Source organism: Listeria sp. MAN/IMW/UF555 (assembly GCF_058684075.1).
Genome location: NZ_JBZWZS010000004.1, coordinates 179948 through 199852, shown reverse-complemented (window position 1 = coordinate 199852; position 19905 = coordinate 179948). Strand labels below are relative to the sequence as shown.

At 37.1% G+C, this 19905-nt stretch carries 17 protein-coding genes; 15 read left to right on the top strand and 2 right to left on the bottom strand.

Annotated features, from left to right (window positions below; translation table 11 throughout):
• Nucleotides 1-10 precede the first annotated feature (10 nt).
• On the top strand, nt 11-1333 hold the full coding sequence (locus AC4PG8_RS13125) for an HD domain-containing protein (RefSeq protein ID WP_003764042.1): 1323 nt from the start codon (nt 11-13) through the stop codon (nt 1331-1333).
• Nucleotides 1334-1371: 38 nt separating this feature from the next.
• Here the strand turns inward: AC4PG8_RS13125 and thmT are convergent, their stop codons facing one another.
• Nucleotides 1372-1557 (bottom strand): 2-hydroxymuconate tautomerase, encoded by a 186-nt coding sequence (gene thmT / locus AC4PG8_RS13120; RefSeq protein ID WP_010991343.1) that lies wholly within the window; start codon nt 1555-1557, stop codon nt 1372-1374.
• Between the two features lie 73 nt (nt 1558-1630).
• Here thmT and AC4PG8_RS13115 point away from each other — a divergent pair, with 73 nt between their 5' ends.
• The 5 genes from AC4PG8_RS13115 (at nt 1631) to pyrG (ending at nt 7345) form a co-directional block, all read left to right on the top strand.
• Nucleotides 1631-2284, top strand: coding sequence for a site-2 protease family protein (locus AC4PG8_RS13115; protein ID WP_003764039.1), 654 nt, complete (start codon nt 1631-1633; stop codon nt 2282-2284).
• 77 nt (nt 2285-2361) lie between these two features.
• On the top strand, nt 2362-2811 hold the full coding sequence (locus AC4PG8_RS13110) for a YwiB family protein (protein ID WP_003723610.1): 450 nt from the start codon (nt 2362-2364) through the stop codon (nt 2809-2811).
• Nucleotides 2808-4478, top strand: coding sequence for an arginine--tRNA ligase (gene argS / locus AC4PG8_RS13105; protein WP_003764038.1), 1671 nt, complete (start codon nt 2808-2810; stop codon nt 4476-4478). The genes AC4PG8_RS13110 and argS overlap by 4 nt, the downstream gene beginning before the upstream one ends.
• Before the next feature lie 366 nt (nt 4479-4844).
• The gene (gene rpoE, locus AC4PG8_RS13100; protein WP_003728401.1) at nt 4845-5381 is read left to right on the top strand and encodes a DNA-directed RNA polymerase subunit delta; all 537 of its coding nucleotides are present in this window, start codon (nt 4845-4847) and stop codon (nt 5379-5381) included.
• Between the two features lie 365 nt (nt 5382-5746).
• On the top strand, nt 5747-7345 hold the full coding sequence (gene pyrG, locus AC4PG8_RS13095) for a CTP synthase (RefSeq protein ID WP_003772255.1): 1599 nt from the start codon (nt 5747-5749) through the stop codon (nt 7343-7345).
• 50 nt (nt 7346-7395) lie between these two features.
• Here the strand turns inward: pyrG and AC4PG8_RS13090 are convergent, their stop codons facing one another.
• On the bottom strand, nt 7396-9708 hold the full coding sequence (locus AC4PG8_RS13090; RefSeq protein WP_185541131.1) for a GW domain-containing glycosaminoglycan-binding protein: 2313 nt from the start codon (nt 9706-9708) through the stop codon (nt 7396-7398).
• A gap of 315 nt (nt 9709-10023) precedes the next feature.
• On the opposite strand from AC4PG8_RS13090, the gene AC4PG8_RS13085 reads away from it, so the two are divergent.
• The 9 genes from AC4PG8_RS13085 (at nt 10024) to gtcA (ending at nt 19905) form a co-directional block, all read left to right on the top strand.
• Nucleotides 10024-10944, top strand: coding sequence for a diacylglycerol kinase family lipid kinase (locus AC4PG8_RS13085; RefSeq protein WP_492170429.1), 921 nt, complete (start codon nt 10024-10026; stop codon nt 10942-10944).
• Between the two features lie 168 nt (nt 10945-11112).
• Nucleotides 11113-11967 (top strand): class II fructose-1,6-bisphosphate aldolase, encoded by an 855-nt coding sequence (gene fba, locus AC4PG8_RS13080; RefSeq protein WP_003764027.1) that lies wholly within the window; start codon nt 11113-11115, stop codon nt 11965-11967.
• A gap of 322 nt (nt 11968-12289) precedes the next feature.
• Nucleotides 12290-13573 (top strand): glycosyltransferase family 4 protein, encoded by a 1284-nt coding sequence (locus tag AC4PG8_RS13075; RefSeq protein WP_003764025.1) that lies wholly within the window; start codon nt 12290-12292, stop codon nt 13571-13573.
• Nucleotides 13566-14591 carry a glycosyltransferase family 4 protein gene (locus AC4PG8_RS13070; protein WP_492170428.1) on the top strand — a complete coding sequence of 342 codons (1026 nt, stop codon included), beginning with the start codon at nt 13566-13568 and terminating at the stop codon, nt 14589-14591. The genes AC4PG8_RS13075 and AC4PG8_RS13070 overlap by 8 nt, the downstream gene beginning before the upstream one ends.
• A gap of 4 nt (nt 14592-14595) precedes the next feature.
• Nucleotides 14596-15669, top strand: coding sequence for a lysylphosphatidylglycerol synthase transmembrane domain-containing protein (locus tag AC4PG8_RS13065; protein WP_185482768.1), 1074 nt, complete (start codon nt 14596-14598; stop codon nt 15667-15669).
• A gap of 117 nt (nt 15670-15786) precedes the next feature.
• Entirely contained in the window at nt 15787-17058 is a 1272-nt protein-coding gene (gene murA / locus AC4PG8_RS13060; protein ID WP_010991336.1) for a UDP-N-acetylglucosamine 1-carboxyvinyltransferase, read from the top strand.
• 113 nt (nt 17059-17171) lie between these two features.
• Nucleotides 17172-18443 (top strand): transcription termination factor Rho, encoded by a 1272-nt coding sequence (gene rho / locus AC4PG8_RS13055; protein ID WP_003772265.1) that lies wholly within the window; start codon nt 17172-17174, stop codon nt 18441-18443.
• A gap of 80 nt (nt 18444-18523) precedes the next feature.
• The gene (locus AC4PG8_RS13050) at nt 18524-19471 is read left to right on the top strand and encodes a glycosyltransferase family 2 protein (protein ID WP_010991335.1); all 948 of its coding nucleotides are present in this window, start codon (nt 18524-18526) and stop codon (nt 19469-19471) included.
• On the top strand, nt 19468-19905 hold the full coding sequence (gene gtcA / locus AC4PG8_RS13045; protein ID WP_010991334.1) for a cell wall teichoic acid glycosylation protein GtcA: 438 nt from the start codon (nt 19468-19470) through the stop codon (nt 19903-19905). Before AC4PG8_RS13050 ends, gtcA begins: the two co-directional genes overlap by 4 nt.

Below are 19905 nucleotides of genomic sequence, written 5' to 3'. Positions count from 1 at the left end.
AGAGGGTAGCGTGAGTTATTTAACGGAAAAGTTAATTGAAGAAAAAGTGTTCAAAGATCCTGTTCATGGTTACGTACATGTTTCTGATAAGTTAATTTGGGATTTAATTGCAACAAAAGAATTTCAGCGGTTGCGACGAATACACCAATTAGGCACGACTTCGCTTACGTTCCACGGAGCCGAACATAGTCGTTTCAATCATTCTTTAGGTGTGTATGAGATTGTTCGTCAAATTATTGATGTGACTTTTGCAAAAGAACCACAATTAGATTCTGAAGAACGAATGGTTGCTTTATGTGCCGCGCTTTTACACGATTTAGGTCATGGTCCGTTTTCTCATGCATTTGAGAAGGTTTTTGGTACGGATCATGAGGAGTATACACAAGCGATTATTATTGGCAATACAGAAGTTAGCGAAGTGCTTTCACGAGTTAGCGATGATTTTCCGCTCAAGGTGGCCTCGATTATTAAGAAAAACTACCCTAATCAAACGCTAGTTAAGTTGATTTCGAGCCAAATTGATGCTGACCGAATGGACTACTTACTACGGGATGCGTATTATACAGGGGTTAGTTATGGGAAGTTTGATTTAGAACGGATTTTACGAGTGCTTCGACCTAGCCCTGATGGTAATGGAGTTATTGTGAAGTACTCTGGAATGCATGCTGTGGAAGATTATATTATGAGTCGTTACCAAATGTATCAGCAAGTGTATTTTCATCCAGTGAGCCGTAGTGGGGAAGTATTGTTATGGAAAATCCTCGAACGAGCGAAGAAGTTGTATTGCGCGGGTTATGATTTTAAAGTCTCACCCATTCAAGTTTTACCGTTTTTTGTAAATGAAGTGAGTTTAAAAGACTATATTGTGCTTGATGATATTGTTTTAATGTACTATTTCTCAATTTGGCAAGAGGAAACGGATCCGATTTTGAGCGATTTATGCAGCCGCTTTTTAAATAGAAGATTGCTCAGGTATCTTAATTATAATCCGAAAGAAGATGCCGAACTATACGCTGAATTAAAAGGATTGTTAGAAAAAGCTGATATCGATCCCTCGTACTATTTAGTAGTTGATTCCTCTAGTGACCTGCCGTATGATTATTATCTTCCAGGCGTTGGTGGTGGAAAAGAACCTATAAAACTGCTCATGGGAAATGGCGAACTGCGTGAACTGTCGACTGAATCACCAGTTGTTGAGGCAATCGGGCGGGAACGTCGAACAGACATCAAGCTATATTATCCGCTTGACTTCATTGAAAGTGGACGAGTGGAGCCAGAGATAGCCGAAAGAATGATTTCATTAATCCATGCGCATTCATTAAAAGAAAAATAAAAGAAGCAAGGCGATTAAAACCTTGCTTCTAGTAATGCTTAAATATCAGATTTTCTTACGCCGCCAACACCGTAATCAGTTTTTTTCATTTCTTCTAAAATTACGTGAATATTTTCTTTTGGCGCCTTTAAGTTTTTAGAAACTACGTCAGTTACTTCGCTGACTAAAGCTTTCTTTTGGTCATCACTACGACCTTCTAAGAATTGAATGGTAACAAATGGCATTTTCTCACCTCGATAAAAGTTTTTTTCATTATAGCACATAAAAATTACTCTATAAAAGATAAAGGAGGCGCTTATGCCTAGTTTTCTCGCTTATCCACTTGAAATGATACCTTATGTTGTAGTTACACTTTTAATTGCCTTTACGATTCACGAATGGGCGCATGCATTAGTAGCTCTAGCGTTTGGTGATGATACCGCAAAAAATCAAGGTCGTTTATCCCTAAATCCACTTGTACATATTGATTTGTTTGGCTTATTAATGATTTTAATTGCTGGATTCGGTTGGGCGAAACCAACCCCAGTCAATCGTTTTAAATTAAAGAAAAGACGTCTTGGTAGTATTCTTGTCACTCTTGCTGGTCCAGTAAGTAACCTTCTACTAGCAATGATTGGTGTTGGTTTGTACGCTCTTTTTCTGAACTATGCATTTTTCACTTACGGTTCAGTGACGGAAACGTTTTTAATGATTTTTGTGCAATTAAATCTTGTTTTATTTGTATTTAATTTAATTCCAATTCCACCGTTAGATGGTTACCAAATATTAGTAGAATTCTTACCGATGTCAGCTAGAGCTAAACTTGAGCCAGTGGAACGCTATGCAATGCTTATTTTCTTAGTTATAGCTTTAACACCAATTTCCAATTTTACTATTCAACCAATTTTCGACACTGTTATTCCGTTTGTTTTTGATATAATATTGATGATTTTCGGACTATCAGCATTTTAACCTGTTGCTTTTCATGCTATTTTTCACTATAATATAATGCGTCTATTCTTCTGACCGGAAAGGGGTAAATAAGCGATATGACAGCCAATCAAATGGAACGAAAAAAAGTAACTATTCATATCACCAATGTCATCCGTCAGATGGATGCAGAAGAGAAATCCGATATGTCTGTTTCGGGTGTTTTCTACCGCGATAAAGGGAATCGCTATCTGCATTATGAGGAAAAACAATTAGCTGGAACGATTCGAACAGTGCTTAAAATTGCTGACAACGAGCTGCTTTTGATGAGAAGCGGTGCTGTAAATATGAGAATGCACTTTTTCCGAGATAATAGGAGAAGTACTGCTTCTGTTGATTCAGGGGCGGGGAAATTACAATTAGAATCAGAATTAGTATCAATGGAAGAACTATATGAAAATAAGCCAGATGTGCTTAGTGAAGTTGCATTTCAATATGATTTGCTTAGTCACGGCGAATACATCGGCTCATATACTGTTTTAATGAAAATAGAGGAGGACGCAGAATGAATGTCATGCAAGAGAACCAAATCAAACTAATTGAACATATCAAACAAGCAGTTGTTCAAGCGGTTGGTTTAGAAGAAACAGAAGTACCAGAAATTTTACTCGAAGTACCAAAAGACAAGAAGCATGGAGATTATTCGACTAATATTGCGATGCAGCTTGCTAGAGTTGCTAAGAAAGCGCCTCGTCAAATTGCCGAAAGTATCGTTCCTGAGCTAAAAAAAGACAGCAAATTAATTAAAGAAGTAGAAATTGCTGGACCTGGTTTTATTAATTTTTATTTAGATAATGCTTATTTAACCGATTTAGTACCAGTCATCTTAACTGAGGATAAAAAGTACGGAGAATCAGATTTTGGTAAAGGTGAAAAATTCCAAATTGAATTCGTTTCCGCTAACCCGACTGGCGACTTACACCTTGGACATGCCCGTGGAGCTGCAATTGGAGATTCTCTTGCAAACATTATGAAAATGGCCGGATTTGATGTTTCCAGAGAATATTATATTAATGATGCTGGGAATCAAATTAATAATTTAGTTCTTTCAGCAGAAGCGCGCTATTTTGAAGCGTTAGGCTTAGAAGCTGAATTTCCAGAAGATGGTTACCGCGGTTCAGATATTATCGCACTTGGGAAAGATTTAGCCGCTAAATACGGCGATAAATATGTGAATGCTAGCGAAGAAGAGCGCCGTTCCGTTTTCCGTGTGGATGCACTTGCATTTGAAACAGGAAAACTACGGGCAGACTTAGAAGAATTCCGTGTTTCTTTTGATGAGTGGTTTTCAGAAACGTCATTATATGAAGAAAACAAAGTACTACCTGCCTTAGAACGTTTACGCGAAAATGGTTATATTTATGAGCAAGATGGAGCTACTTGGTTAAGAACAACTGATTTTGAAGATGATAAAGATCGCGTTTTAATCAAATCAGATGGTAGTTACACTTATTTCTTACCAGATATTGCTTATCATTTAAATAAATTAGAGCGTGGTTTCGATGTATTAATTGATATTTGGGGAGCGGATCATCACGGTTATATTCCGCGGATGCGTGCTGCGATTGAAGCGCTTGGTTACTCACCGAATCAATTAGAAGTAGAAATCATTCAGCTAGTTCACTTGTTTGAAGATGGCGTGCAAGTTAAAATGAGTAAACGTACTGGTAAATCTGTTACAATGCGTGACTTAATTGAAGAAGTTGGTCTGGATGCGACGAGATATTTCTTTGCAATGCGTAGTTCTGATACTCATATGAACTTCGATATGAGTTTAGCAAAATCAACGTCCAACGATAATCCTGTTTATTATGTACAATATGCCCATGCGAGAATTTCTAGTATTTTACGTTCTGGCAAAGAGCAAGGCTTGGAAGTTTCAAAAGATGCTAATATGAGCCTTTTAGAAACTGAGGCAGAATATGACTTATTAAAAGTATTAGGTGAGTTCGCAGATGTTGTTGCTGAAGCCGCAGTAAAAAGAGCGCCACACCGTATCGTTCGCTACTTAAATGATTTAGCGACAGCATTCCACCGTTTTTATAATAGTAATAAAGTGCTCGATATGGATAACCTAGAAGTTACAAAAGCGAGACTAGCACTGATTAAAACAGCACAAATTACCCTTCGAAATGGTTTGACCCTTCTTGGTGTATCTGCACCAGAAAAAATGTGATATCCTAAAAATATAGGTTACTCGTTGACGTCATAACCAAAATGTACTAAAGTTAAAAGAAACATAGGTAATTGAAAAAAACGGGGAGAGCATATGATGAAGCGATTAATAATTTTGGCGCTGCTTTTCGTGTTTCTGTGCGTCGCAGTCTATATTCTCTACGACTTTCAACTTGGATCAATCCCAATTCTTTTAATGGCCATCCTATTCTTTTACATCGGATATAAAATAGTCAAGAAGAATTGATGTAATTAAGAAAATTTAGGTTGTACTTGCCAGAAATAACATGTAAAATAGTGAAGTTGGGCTGAACGAAAAAATAACAGCTAAATAAATTAGAATTACGATAGAAAGGGCGTGCCAGTTTTGGATTTAAAGAACTTAACGCAAGAAGAACGTAGTGAACTATCTTTAATTGATGTTGCACATTTTATTTTGGAACAGCGGAAAGAAACCATTCTTTTCCCTGAATTAGTGAAAGAGATTCAAGCGTTCCTAGGTTTGAAAGATGCAGAAATAAGGGAGCGTCTTGTTCAATTTTATACAGATATGAATATTGATGGTAACTTCATTTCACTAGGAAATAATACGTGGGGACTTCGTGCATGGTATCCAATGGATGCAATTGATGAGGAAGTTCAAACGCAAACAACTCCGAAGAAAAAACGTAAATCAGATGATGATGACGATGAAGATGAAGAAATCCTGGACGATGACGTGGACTACGATGATGAAGAAATCGTGGAAGAACTTGGTGAAGAAGAAATCTCTCTTGCGGATGTCTTGCTTGATGAAGACGAAGATGACGATGATCACTTGCCAGACGGTATCGAAGGCGATTTAGCTACAGTAGAAGATGATTATACTGATGGGGATTACACAGAAGACCCAGAAGATAAATAATAACTAAATGTTAATCAGATAGATACATCCATTTTTATGGAAAGCGTCTATCTGATTTTTTTTAACGTGTTTAATGGGTTGATGGCGGTTTCAAAAAATAAAGGCTTGACTTATCTCGCTATCATTAGTAGTATTTTATTTGGGCTCCCTTTTATAGGGACGGATATTTATGAGAATCAGCGCTCCCTTACTTTTAAAAAGTAGGCGGAGTGTTTTTTATTTTGGTTTACAAAATACTTGAAATTGTGATTAGTACGCTAGCAAGATAATCACAATATTGTTTTATCTGGCAATTTCCCACCCCAGCAGGAAAATCGTCAGACCCTGCAAGTTTTTCATTTCAGGAAGGAGTAGATTTTTTTAACATGACAAAGTATATTTTCGTTACAGGTGGCGTAGTTTCGTCAATCGGAAAAGGAATCACAGCAGCATCGCTCGGACGTTTGCTGAAAAATCGTGGACTTAGTGTTACCATTCAAAAATTTGATCCATACATTAACGTGGATCCAGGAACAATGAGCCCATACCAACACGGGGAAGTTTATGTGACAGATGATGGCGCAGAAACAGACTTAGACCTTGGCCATTACGAACGTTTTATCGATATTAACTTAAATAAATACAGCAATGTAACAACTGGGAAAGTTTACTCAGAAGTTATTAAAAAAGAACGTCGCGGGGATTACTTAGGTGGAACAGTGCAAGTTATTCCACACATTACAAACGAATTAAAAGATCGTGTTTTCCGTGCAGCTCGCATGACCAATTCAGATATTATTATCACAGAAATTGGTGGAACTGTTGGAGACATCGAATCATTACCATTCTTAGAAGCAATTCGTCAAATTAAAAGTGATGTTGGTGCGGAAAACGTACTTTACATCCACACAACGTTAATTCCTTACATCAAAGCAGCTGGTGAAATGAAAACTAAACCAACTCAACATAGCGTTAAAGAACTTCGCAGTCTAGGAATTCAACCAAACATTATCGTTGTTCGTACAGAGCAACCAGTTTCTCAAGAAATGAAAGATAAGATTGCGCTATTTTGTGATATTAAAGCTTCAGAGGTTATTGAATCTCGTGATGAAGAAACACTTTATAACGTACCGCTTTCTTTACAAAAACAAAAAATGGATGATATTGTCCTAGAACACTTGCAATTAGAAGCACCGCAAGCTGAAATGACTGATTGGAAAAACTTAGTACACCGCGTGAAAAACCTATCCAAAAAAGTTCGTATCGGTCTAGTTGGTAAATATGTATCCTTGCAAGATGCTTATCTTTCTGTAGCAGAAGCACTTCGTCATGCAGGATATGAGCACGATGCGGAAATCGAAATCGACTGGATTGATTCCGAAAAAGTAACAAAAGAAAATGTTGCTGAAATCATGAAAGACGTTGATGGTATTTTAGTTCCTGGTGGTTTTGGAGATCGTGCCATCGAAGGTAAAATTGCTGCTATCGAATATGCACGCGTAAATAAAGTGCCTTATTTTGGTATTTGTTTAGGTATGCAACTAGCAACAGTCGAATTTGCTCGTAACGTGCTTGGTCTTGAAGGAGCGCATTCAGCAGAAATCGAACCTGAAACAAAACATAATATCATTGATTTATTACCAGAACAAAAGAACATCGAAAACATGGGTGGAACACTTCGTCTAGGACTGTATCCAGCACGTATTAAGCAAGGCACTAAAGCTGAGGCTGCTTATGGTACAACTCTTGTAGAAGAGCGTCACCGTCATCGTTATGAGTTTAATAACGAATATAGAGAACAAATGGAAGAAGCTGGCATGATTGTGTCTGCAACAAGCCCAGATGGCCGTCTAGTTGAAGTAGTTGAATTAGCTGATCATCCTTGGTTTGTCGCTTGTCAATATCACCCAGAATTCATTTCCCGTCCAAATCGTCCACAAAGCTTGTTTAAAGATTTTGTTGGCGCATCACTTAATAATAAATAAAGTAATAGAAAAACCTCTCAGCCACAATTGGCTGAGAGGTTTCTTAATTATTATTTAGTTGTACTTAAGTTCGAGGCTTTAGTCCAACCGATAAAAGTGGTGCTTGTTCTTACACGGTACCAAAGCTGACCTTCAACAGTCGCTTGGCTATCAACTGTTAACTTCTCATTTTTATAAGTTGCTAGTGTACCCCACTTGACGGCCGAATCAGCTACTGGAACTTTGTAGTATGCTTCGCCTGTTTTATTAGCAGCGACATAACGAGTTAAATTAGCCGGTTGCTCCATACTTTGTTTATAGAATGTATCAAGTGCACGCGTGTCAACCCAACCGATTGTTTTGCCATCAATACTGAATTGATACCAAGTAGTGATTGGTGTTTTAGCTTCGCGTAAGATACGCATGTTTTTTCCTTGGTAGACAGAAAGTTGATTTACTAGGTTAGCTCCTTCAGTTCTATAAGGTTTTGTCCAAACAGCATTGCCTGGTGCTGTTTTCACTCTAGCGTAGGCTGTAACTCCTTTATCATATTCGATTGTATCGAATGGAGAGGTAGTTGTTAAGTTTTCAGCTTTAGTCCAGCCGATGAATGTAGTGCTTGTTCTTACACGGTACCAAAGCTGACCTTCAATAGTCGCTTGGCTATCTACTGTTAACTTTTCATTTTTATAAGTTGCAAGTGTACCCCACTTGACAGCCGAATCAGCTACTGGAACTTTGTAGTAAGCTTCGCCTGTTTTATTGGCAGTGACATAACGAGTTAAATTAGCCGGTTGCTCCATGCTTTGCTTATAGAATGTATCAAGTGCACGTGTGTCGACCCAACCGATTGTTTTGCCATCAATACTGAATTGATACCAAGTAGTGATTGGTGTTTTGGCTTCACGCAAGATACGCATGTTTTTTCCTTGATAGACAGAAAGTTGATTTACTAGGTTAGCGCCCTCAGTCTTGTAAGGTTTTGTCCAAACGGCGTTGCCTGGTGCTGTTTTCACTCTAGCGTAAGCTGTAACTCCTTTATCGTATTCGATTGTATCGAATGGAGAGGTAGCTGTTAAGTTTTCAGCTTTAGTCCAGCCGATGAATGTAGTGCTTGTTCTTACACGGTACCAAAGCTGACCTTCAACCGTCGCTTGGCTATCAACTGTTAACTTTTCATTTTTATAAGTTGCAAGTGTACCCCACTTGACGGCCGAATCAGCTACTGGAACTTTGTAGTAAGCTTCGCCTGTTTTATTAGCAGCGACATAACGAGTTAGATTGGCTGGTTTCTCCATGCTTTGCTTATAGAATGTATTAAGTGCACGCGTGTCAACCCAACCGATTGTTTTGCCATCAATGCTGAATTGATACCAAGTAGTGATTGGTGTTTTGGCTTCGCGTAAGATACGCATGTTTTTTCCTTGGTAGACAGAAAGTTGATTTACAAGCTTTGAACCTTCAGTTTTGTAAGGTTTTGTCCAAACGGCATTGCCTGGTGCTGTTTTTACTCTAGCGTAGGCTGTTACTGCTTTATCGTATTCGATTTTATCATAAGTAATTTTGCCGCTTTGAATTGCTTTGTATTTTTCATTAATCAACGTAACAAAACTGTTGAAATTATAGCCCCATTGGTTGAAATAACCTACAGGATCGGTATGTGTAGTTCCACCTAAATAGCGTGTAACTGCATCATGAGACCAAATTGTTCCTTTACCATCACTGTGCGCACTATCCACTGGAAGTTTATATTGATCCAATAGGTAGGCCGCATAATAAGCATAATTATTGATAGAGCGTGCAAATTCATCAAATGTCTTCGAACGAACTAATTCCACTTGGATAAAACGAGCGTTGGCATATTGACCTGCTCCCCATACCCCATTTTCAGTTGGGTGGATTTGAATGATACGAGATTTATCTACAAATGAATGAACAAATGCATTATTGTAGTTTCTGCTCATATAACTAATTTCGCCCTCAATAGTGGATGAATTATTTGCTGTTTCATGAATGACGACGCCTTCTGGTTTCCCGTAACCATTACGGTAATTAAATTTAGGGAATTGGCTTTTTAATTGTTTTTCAATGGAAGCTGTTGAAAATTTATTCGATTTAATATAGGCATTTACATCAGGATATCCTGTTGTGGCGCGAAGTAAAGATGTTGTCTTTAGTACGCTATTAGTTTCATCTTCAAAGCCGTCATGTTCTTCCGTAGCAGTTCCATCCCTAATGCCTTGGGGAATGTAAATAGATTGATCATCTACCTTTTGTACTGTTTCGATGGAAGAAGCACTTGCTTTCTCTGTAATCAAGGTAGCGGACGTGCCAATTAAAGCAAGGCCAGCAATAACAACTGCCGATTTTACTAATTTTTTCAAATTTTAAATCCTCTCCTAACTGCTATATTTATTGCTAATAAATAAAATTATTCTACATTAATTATGACAACACGTTAAGTGGTAGTCAATGGCTAAAAGCAACAATGAACCTAATTGCACATGTTTTTTAATGTAAAAGTAATATAATTAAAAAATAGAGCAAAAAATGTAATTTAAAACATGGTGAAAGGTGTATTTTGTAATAGGTATAAAGGTCTGTTCGGCAATTTGCTCCCACATCCAGTCAAACAAGTTGACATCGCCCATTTAAAATAGGAAACTAAACAATATCTAAAGGAAAGAGGGAGCAGCAATTTGCAGAAGAAAGCGATGATTATATATAACCCCGCAGCGGGGAAAAATAAATTCAGAAAATTACTTCCAGATGCCGAAAAAATTTTAACAAATGCGGATTTTGAAGTAACTTTAGTCCCGTCAACACCAGCGCCAAAAAGCACAACTTTAATCGCGAAACAAGCAGCAGAAGCAGGATATGAGGTAGTGATTGCAGCAGGTGGAGATGGAACTGTGAATGAAGTTGTTAACGGACTAATGCAAGTAGAGAAAAGACCAAAATTAGGTATCTTGCCAGTAGGTACAACAAACGATTACGCAAGAGCACTAAATTTTGCAAAAGATCCGCTAGAAGCGCTCCAAATAATAGCTAAACAAGAAACAATCCGAGTAGATATTGGAAAAGCAAACGAGACGGAATTTTTTATTAATAATGCAGCAGGTGGACGAATTACGGAAATAACTTATGCCGTAAAAGAATCAATGAAGTCTAAATGGGGCAGACTTGCATATCTTTTTAGTGGATTAACCGTTCTTCCTAAGTTGTCCCCTGTTAACGTTGAAATAACTTACAATGAAGAAACTTTTAAAGGCGAAATATTATTATTTTTCGTAAATAAAACCAATTCTGTTGGCGGGATGGAAACGTTATGTCCACCAGCTCAATTAAATAGCGGTATGTTTGAGCTTTTAATTTTAAAGAAGGTTTCTCCTAAAAAATTATTCCAATTATTTGCTTCTATAAAAAAAGGGACACATCTAAATAGTCCTCATGTTATTCATGCCCGTACAAATAAAGTTACTATTAAAAGTGACGCAGAGTTAAATGTAAGTTACGATGGGGTTTATGGTGGAAAAGCGCCTTATACGTTAGAGGTGATTCCAGAAGCGTTAGAAGTATTTGCTGATGAAAAAAGAATTTCAGCCCGTCTTAGAGGCTAAAGCGTTTTCACCAGAAAATTTTCTAGTTTTTATGGTAAATTCATCACAAATCTGTTATCATAAGTTTGTTAGGGGAAAATAGCTGCCACTATTTTTCACGGCGGAAATTCAAATCTTAGGGGAAATCAAAAATGGTTTTCCTAAATTCCTGAGGGAGGAAATTGTATTATGCCTATCGTTAACATGACAGACATGCTGAAAAAAGCATTAGCTGGAAAATATGCTGTTGGTCAATTCAACATCAACAACCTTGAATGGACTCAAGCTATTTTGAAAGCTGCAGAAGCAGAAAAATCACCAGTTATTTTAGGAGTTTCTGAAGGAGCTGCTAAATACATGGGAGGATTCAAAACAGTTGTAAAAATGACTGAAGGACTTGTAGAAGACCTGAAAATCACTGTACCTGTTGCGATTCACCTTGACCATGGTTCAAGCTTTGATTCTTGTAAAGCAGCTATCGATGCAGGATTCTCTTCTGTAATGATCGACGGCTCTCACCACCCAATTGATGATAATATTGCAATGACTAAACAAGTTGTTGATTATGCGCATGCTAAAGGCGTATCTGTAGAAGCTGAAATTGGAACTGTTGGTGGAGATGAAGACGGCGTTACTGGTGGAATCAACTATGCTGATCCACAAGAATGTTTACGTGTTGTTAAAGAAGCTAACATTGATGCACTTGCTGCAGCATTAGGTTCTGTTCACGGTCCTTACCACGGCGAACCAGTTCTTGGTTTTGACGAAATGAAAGAAATCTCCGAACTTACAGGTGCTCCACTTGTACTTCACGGCGGTTCTGGAATTCCTGAACACCAAATTAAAAAAGCAATTGAACTTGGTCACAGCAAAATCAACGTTAACACTGAATGCCAAATCGTTTGGACTGCAGCTGTTCGCGAAAAATTAGCTACTGATGACAAAGTTTATGATCCACGTAAAGTAATCGGCCCTGGTGTGGACGCGATTATCAAAACTGTAACAGAAAAAATTCAAGAGTTTGGTTCTAACGGTAAAGCGTAAGACGAACTTTATGATGATATAAAAAATAACTGGTTAGAATCACTTGTTGATTTGGCCAGTTATTTTTTATGTAAAGTTTAAGTACTTATAGAAGGAAATTAATTATCGTTATCAAGATGAATATGGTATGATAACTATAGCTTTCGGTCAAAAGAAATCAAGATTTGTAATTTCCCGATTAAAAATCATGCTTCAGGCGCATGTTTTATCTAGATAAATGAGCCATAATGTAGTTAGTTATGTGATACGACTTACTATAGTTATGTTATAATAGTATATTAAATGATGAATGAACCAACGAGGAAGAGAGTAGGCGATAGTAATGAATATAGGGATTTTTACGGATACCTACAGTCCGCAAATTAGCGGTGTAGCTACATCGATAATGATTATGGAAAACGAACTAAGAAAACAAGGGCACACTGTATATATTTTTACAACGACGGATCCTAACGCTGATAGAGAAAGCGAAGAAGGACGTGTGTTTCGTTTACCTAGTATACCGTTTGTCTTTTTTCCAGAACGTCGCGTAGCAATTGCAGGAATGAATAAGTTTATTAAGCTAGTAGGTCGCTTAAATTTAGACATTATCCACACACATACAGAGTTTTCATTAGGTCTTTTGGGTAAGCGAATTGCTAAAAAATATAATATTCCATCTATCCATACCTACCACACAATGTATGTTGATTACTTGCACTATATCGCAAAAGGTAAAATTTTAACGCCTTCAATGGTTGGCAAGATGACAAAATCATTTTGTGATAGCTATGATGCTATAATCACTCCAACTGCAAAGGTAAGGCATCACTTAGAAGAGCAAGGGATTCATAAATTAATGTATACAGTTCCAACTGGTACAGATATTTCATCATTTGCTCCTGTTGAAAAACAGCGAATTCTGGATTTGAAACAATCACTTGGAATTGAAGAAGATGATTCTGTAATTCTTTCACTTGGAAGAATTGCTCATGAAAAAAATATCGATGCCATTATTAATGCGATGCCAGAAGTCCTTGAAACGAAACCTAATGCAAAACTAGTGATTGTTGGAGACGGGCCGGTACGCAAAGACTTAGAAAAATTAGTAGAAACCAAACAATTAGAAAATCATGTTATTTTCACAGGGGCAGTTGACTGGGAAAACATTAGTTTATATTATCAATTAGGTGATTTATTTGTTAGTGCTTCAACGACAGAAACACAAGGTTTAACTTACGCAGAAGCAATGGCGGCCTCGTTACCAGTTGTTGCAAAACGTGACGAAAGTATTGAAGGCTTTTTAGCAGATAAAGAAACAGCCTTTTTATTCGATAAAGACGAGGAACTAGCAAGCCTATTAATTAAAATATTTTCTGATAAAGAAATGGCGACTTTAGTAGCTACAAATGGAAGAGTAAAAGTAGAATCAATTTCCGCGGAACAATTTGGCATCAATGTTGAGTCTACATACAATGAGGTTCGCGAAATATACCGTGTAAAGCGACAAAACGGCACGATTAAAGTAAAGCCGACATTAATAAAAAGTAAAATTGCTTCTCAAGTATTTTCACTTTCGTCCTCTACGCATGTACAAAGGAAAGAGAGGTCATCGCGGCGTGATTAAGTTGACAATGCTATCTTCAGCAGAAAAAGTAAAAGGACAAGGTGTAGCATCAGCTTATCGCGAACTTGTGAATTTACTAGAAGAAAGATATACAAATGAGATTGATATGAAGATTAATAGTTTTGAGAAATCGGATATCACGCATTATCATACCGTTGATTTCCGTTTTTTTCTTTCGACCTTTTTTAAGAAGAAACGCGGAGTGCGAGTTGGTTATGTGCACTTTTTGCCAGAAACAATGGAAGGTAGTTTGAAATTACCTTGGATTGCTCGCGTTGTGTTTTATAAATATTTAATTAGTTTTTATAAGCGAATGGATGAAATAGTTGTTGTTAATCCCTCGTTCATTCCAAAATTAACTGCATATGACATCCCGGAAGAAAAAATCCATTATATACCTAATTTTGTCTCGAAAAAAACTTTTTTCCCAATTTCTACGGCAGAAAAAAAGCTTCCTCGTGAAAAATATGGAATTCCGGCTGATAAATTCACCGTAATTGGGATAGGGCAAGTTCAACATCGAAAAGGTGTACTCGACTTTATTGAAGTGGCAAAACAATTACCGCATATCCAGTTCGTGTGGGCGGGAGGATTTTCTTTTGGGAAGATTACTTCGGGGTATGAAGAACTTAAGAAAATTTATGATAATCCGCCAGCAAATGTGAAATTTATTGGCATTGTCGATCGTTCAGAAATGAATGCTTGTATTAATATGGCGGATTTATTCTTTATGCCATCGTATAATGAGCTGTTTCCTATGGCGATTTTAGAAGCAATGAGCGCGGATGTTCCTATATTGCTTCGAAATTTAGAATTATATGAAGAAATTTTAACTGGCTATTATGTAAAAGAAGTTGATAATCCTGGTTTTATACGGGCTATAGAACGCTTGGAACATGATACTGATTATTATAACGAAATGTTGCAAGCTGCTAAAGAGGGCGCAACCTATTATTCAGAAGATCGTTTGGCAAAAATATGGTTTGCCTTTTATCAAGGATTATTAACGAAGGAGTGAGCATATGAGTGGAGGCGCGAAGAAGAATCTATTTAATATAGCTATTGTACTGGCGATTAGTATCGGCTTCATTATTTGGCAATTTCAAGGCGTAGATATTTCCACATTCTTTGCTTCGATGTTAAAAGTCAATCCGTGGTGGCTTCTAGGAGCATTTGCGGCGATGTTTGTTTATTGGTTTTTAGAAGCAGTCGTTTTACAAACCGCTTCAAAGCCTGCAAATAAAGATCAACGATTCTTTTCTTCTTTTCGGATAACGATGATTGGTCAATTTTTTAATACGATTACTCCGATGGCGACGGGTGGACAACCGGCACAGCTCGTAATGTTAACAAAACAAGGCATGGATGCTGGACGAGGAAGTTCTGTGTTACTCGTGAAATTTATTATTTATCAAGCGATGGTTGTACTTAATTTTTTAGTTATTTTGATTTTCGGTATTCATTACTTGATGACAGGGGTAACGCAACTTAAATTTCTTGTTTTGCTTGGTTTTGGCGTCCACGTGGTAGTTATCGTAGCCTTAATTTTAGTCGGTAGAAGTCAGAAATTCACCACAAAATTAGTACATGTGCTATTACTTCCGACTAGATTATTTATGAAAAAAGAAAAAGTCGCGAATTTAAAAAATACACTAGACGAAAAAATTATTACTTTCCATGAAGAAAGTAGTCGGATTGGGAAGGATTGGAAATTAATTGTGCGCTGTTGTTTTTATACGACGCTCCAATTATGGATATATTTCTCAATACCTTTCTTCATTTTACAAGCAATTGGTGTAACTGGCATTGGGCTATATATGGCGATTACTTATCACGCCTTTATTATTATGTTTGCTACTGTTATGCCAACTCCTGGAGGCGCAGGTGGTGCTGAGTATACATTTACGTTGTTGTTTGGTATGTTGCTTGGACCAGCAAAACTATTGATGGCGCTCGTTTTATGGCGAATTATTACCTATTATAGTTGCATTGTTTTTGGGGCAGGAGCCTTATTAATTAAAGACACAGCTTCTAAAAAAATTAAACCTCATATAGAAGCATTAACAAAAGCACCAGTAAAAAATATTTCGTCGTAATGAAAAGCTTGGAATGAACTGTTCCCGGCTTTTTTTTGAAGAAAGAATCTTGCAAAGTAAAACAATTTAATGGATAATGAAAAAGTATTACATGCTTCAGGAAAGAAGGGTACATTTGTGACGAATAAATTGATTATACAAGGTGGCAAAAAATTAGCCGGAACTTTGCAAGTAGATGGTGCAAAAAATAGCGCAGTTGCCTTGATTCCAGCTGCAATTTTAGCGGAATCTGAAGTAGTTTTAGAAGGTTTACCAGATATTTCAGATGTTTATACACTTTATGATATTTTAGAAGAACTTGGCGGCAGTGTCCGTTATGATAATAAAACAGCGGTAATTGATCCAGCAGATATGATTTCTATGCCACTTCCAACAGGAAATGTGAAGAAATTGCGTGCGTCTTATTACTTAATGGGAGCAATGCTAGGTCGGTTTAAAAAAGCAGTTATCGGGCTTCCAGGTGGCTGTTATTTAGGTCCGCGTCCAATTGATCAACACATTAAAGGTTTTGAAGCATTAGGCGCAAAAGTAACGAACGAACAAGGGGCTATTTATTTGCGGGCCGATGAATTAAAAGGAGCTCGTATTTACTTAGACGTTGTAAGTGTAGGCGCGACTATAAACATTATGTTAGCAGCTGTTCGTGCAAAAGGAAAAACGATTATTGAGAACGCTGCGAAAGAACCAGAAATTATTGATGTTGCAACGCTTCTTTCCAATATGGGAGCGATTATTAAAGGTGCTGGGACAGACACTATTCGAATCACTGGTGTGGAGCATCTTCATGGCTGTCATCATACAATTATCCCTGACCGAATTGAAGCAGGAACTTTTATGGTACTTGCCGCAGCATCGGGGAAAGGCGTACGAATTGAAAATGTTATCCCAACTCATTTAGAAGGAATCATCGCAAAAATGACAGAGATGGGAATTCCGATGGATATTGAAGAAGACGCTATTTTTGTTGGGGAAGTAGAAAAAATCAAAAAAGTAGATATTAAAACATATGCGTATCCAGGTTTTCCGACTGACTTGCAACAACCGTTAACCGCACTTTTAACCCGTGCAGAAGGTAGCAGCGTTGTTACCGACACGATTTACCCGAGCCGTTTTAAGCATATAGCTGAGATTGAGCGAATGGGCGGGAAGTTCAAGTTAGAAGGTAGATCTGCGGTTGTAAGTGGGCCTGTTAAACTCCAAGGTTCTAAAGTTACAGCAACTGATTTACGTGCCGGAGCTGCTCTAGTTATTGCGGGGCTTTTGGCGGAAGGAACAACAGAAATTCATGGTGTTGAACATATCGAACGCGGTTATAGTAAAATTATCGAAAAGCTTTCTGCAATTGGCGCTGATATTACTCGTAGCACTGCAGCAGAAACTAAATTATAAAAAAGAGAGGCTGAGCGAATCAGTTCGCTTCAGCCTGCCCTCGATTTCACCTCATTTTCCACTTATTCCTAAAAACTTATAAAAAATTATTAACTCAAAAAGGTGGTACACATATGGCAAAACTGTCCATTGCATACTTAGAAAGTTTAACAATAAAAGATATTTACGCTTTGGCAAAAGAACATAAAATCGCATACTATAGCAAACTAACAAAAAGAGAACTTATTTTTGCTTTACTAAAATCAAATGCCGAAAAAGAAGGTTTCTTTTTTATGGAAGGCGTTTTAGAGATTATTCCGAATGAAGGTTTTGGTTTTTTACGGCCAATTAATTATTCTTCTAGTTCGGAAGATATTTATATTTCGGCTTCTCAAATTAGACGTTTTGAATTAAGGACTGGGGATAAGGTTTCTGGAAAAGTACGTCCTCCGAAAGAAAATGAACGCTATTTTGGCTTGCTACATGTGGAAGCAGTTAACGGCGAAAATCCTGAAGTAGCCAAAGAAAGAGTGCATTTCCCAGGACTTACTCCGCTTTACCCTGACCGTCAAATTCATTTGGAAACTGGAAAAATGCCAATTTCGACGCGGACAATTGATTTGATTTCGCCAATTGGTTTTGGGCAACGTGGACTGATTGTAGCGCCACCAAAAGCAGGTAAGACTGTTTTATTAAAAGAAATTGCGAATGCGATTACAACCAATCATCCTGAGTCTGAACTGATCGTTTTACTAATAGATGAACGACCTGAAGAAGTAACTGATATTGAACGCTCTGTAAAAGCAGATGTTGTTAGCTCTACCTTTGATGAAGTTCCAGAAAATCATATTAAAGTAGCAGAATTAGTACTGGAACGTGCGATGCGTTTAGTAGAACAAAAACGAGATGTTGTTATTTTAATGGATAGCATTACTCGATTAGCAAGAGCCTATAACCTTGTCATTCCGCCAAGTGGTCGTACACTTTCTGGTGGTATTGATCCAGCTGCTTTTCATCGTCCTAAACGTTTCTTTGGTGCAGCACGTAATATTGAGGAAGGTGGAAGTTTGACTATCCTTGCAACAGCACTAGTTGATACCGGTTCACGAATGGATGATGTTATTTACGAGGAATTCAAAGGTACTGGTAACATGGAATTACATCTTGACCGACAACTTGCTGAGCGCCGCGTCTTTCCTGCCATCGATATGCGCCGTTCTGGAACAAGAAAAGAAGAATTGCTATTATCTAAAGAACGCTTAGAACAACTTTGGAAAATTCGGAAGGCAATGCCAAAACAAAGTGATGGATTAGATATTTCAGAACGCTTTGTCAGATACCTGAAAAAAACCGAAAACAATGAAGCATTTTATGAATTATTACAAGAGGAAATGTTTAAAAAATAAACCAAACCTGTACTTTTCTTATTAATTTTGATACTATCATTTGTAGGGTAATGAGCGAAGTAATAAGAAGGAGAAAGATAATGAAACTAATTACAATATCTGTTCCTGCATATAATGAACAAGAATCCGTTGTTAAATTGTATGAAACTATTGTCGAAGTAATGGGAGCTATTAAAGATAAATATACGTTTGAGTTATTATTTATTAATGATGGTAGTAAAGACAATACACTGGAAATAGTAAAACAGTTACATGAAAAAGATGATCGAGTAGGTTTTGTGGATTTATCGAGAAATTATGGGAAAGAAATAGCAATGGCTGCTGGTTTTGACTATGCCAAAGGTGATGCTGTTATTACTATGGATGCAGACTTACAACATCCACCAGAGTTGATTACACAAATGGTTGAGCTCTGGGAATTAGGTTATGAAGATGTTTATGCAAGACGAAATAAACGTCACGGAGAAAGTTGGTTAAAAAAAGCAACATCAAAATCTTATTATAAGATGTTACAAAAAGTAACTAAAACGCCGGTTCTACCAGATACTGGTGATTTTCGTTTGCTTGATCGACGTTGTGTAGATGCTATAAAAAAATTAAGAGAAACTCAACGTTATACAAAAGGGCTTTACAATTGGATTGGATTTAAGAAAGTAGAAGTGACTTTTGATGCTGCGCCGAGACATGCTGGTGAAACAAAATGGAATTATCGTTCATTGATTAATTTAGCTCTTGAAGGAATCACATCCTATACCACATGGCCTCTAAGATTGTCTACTATTGCCGGTTTTGCAATATCACTTGGAACGTTTATTTATTTGATTTACATCTTAATTAAAACATTAATTATGGGTTCTAACGCTAGTGGATTCCCGACATTAATGATTACAATACTATTTTTAGGTGGAATTCAATTAACAAGTATAGGTATAATTGGAGAATACTTAGGCAGAATTTTTAATGAAGTGAAAAAACGGCCGCTTTATTTTGTAGAAGAATATAACGGAGAGAAAGAAGATGTCAAATGAGTAGAGTAAGGCAGTTGCTAGACAAATTACCATGGTATACAGACAATATACATAGTATTTTGATGTATCTAATTATGGGTGGATTTACAACACTTATAAATATTGTAACTTTTTGGTTATGTACAGATGTATTAAACTGGGATTATAGAATTGCGAATACTATAGCATGGGTAGCATCTGTACTGTTTGCATATTTTTCTAATAAAAAATATGTCTTCGAAAGCTACACACCTACTTGGAAAGAAAAGGCGAGAGAAGTATCCTCTTTCTTTGGCTTTAGATTTTTAACATATATTGTTGATTTCTTAGTAATGATTCTGTTAATTAGTGGACTAGGAATAAATGAACTATGGGCAAAGATATGGACAAATGTAATAGTATTAATATTAAATTATGTATTTAGTAAATGGATTATTTTTAAAGTGAGAAAATAA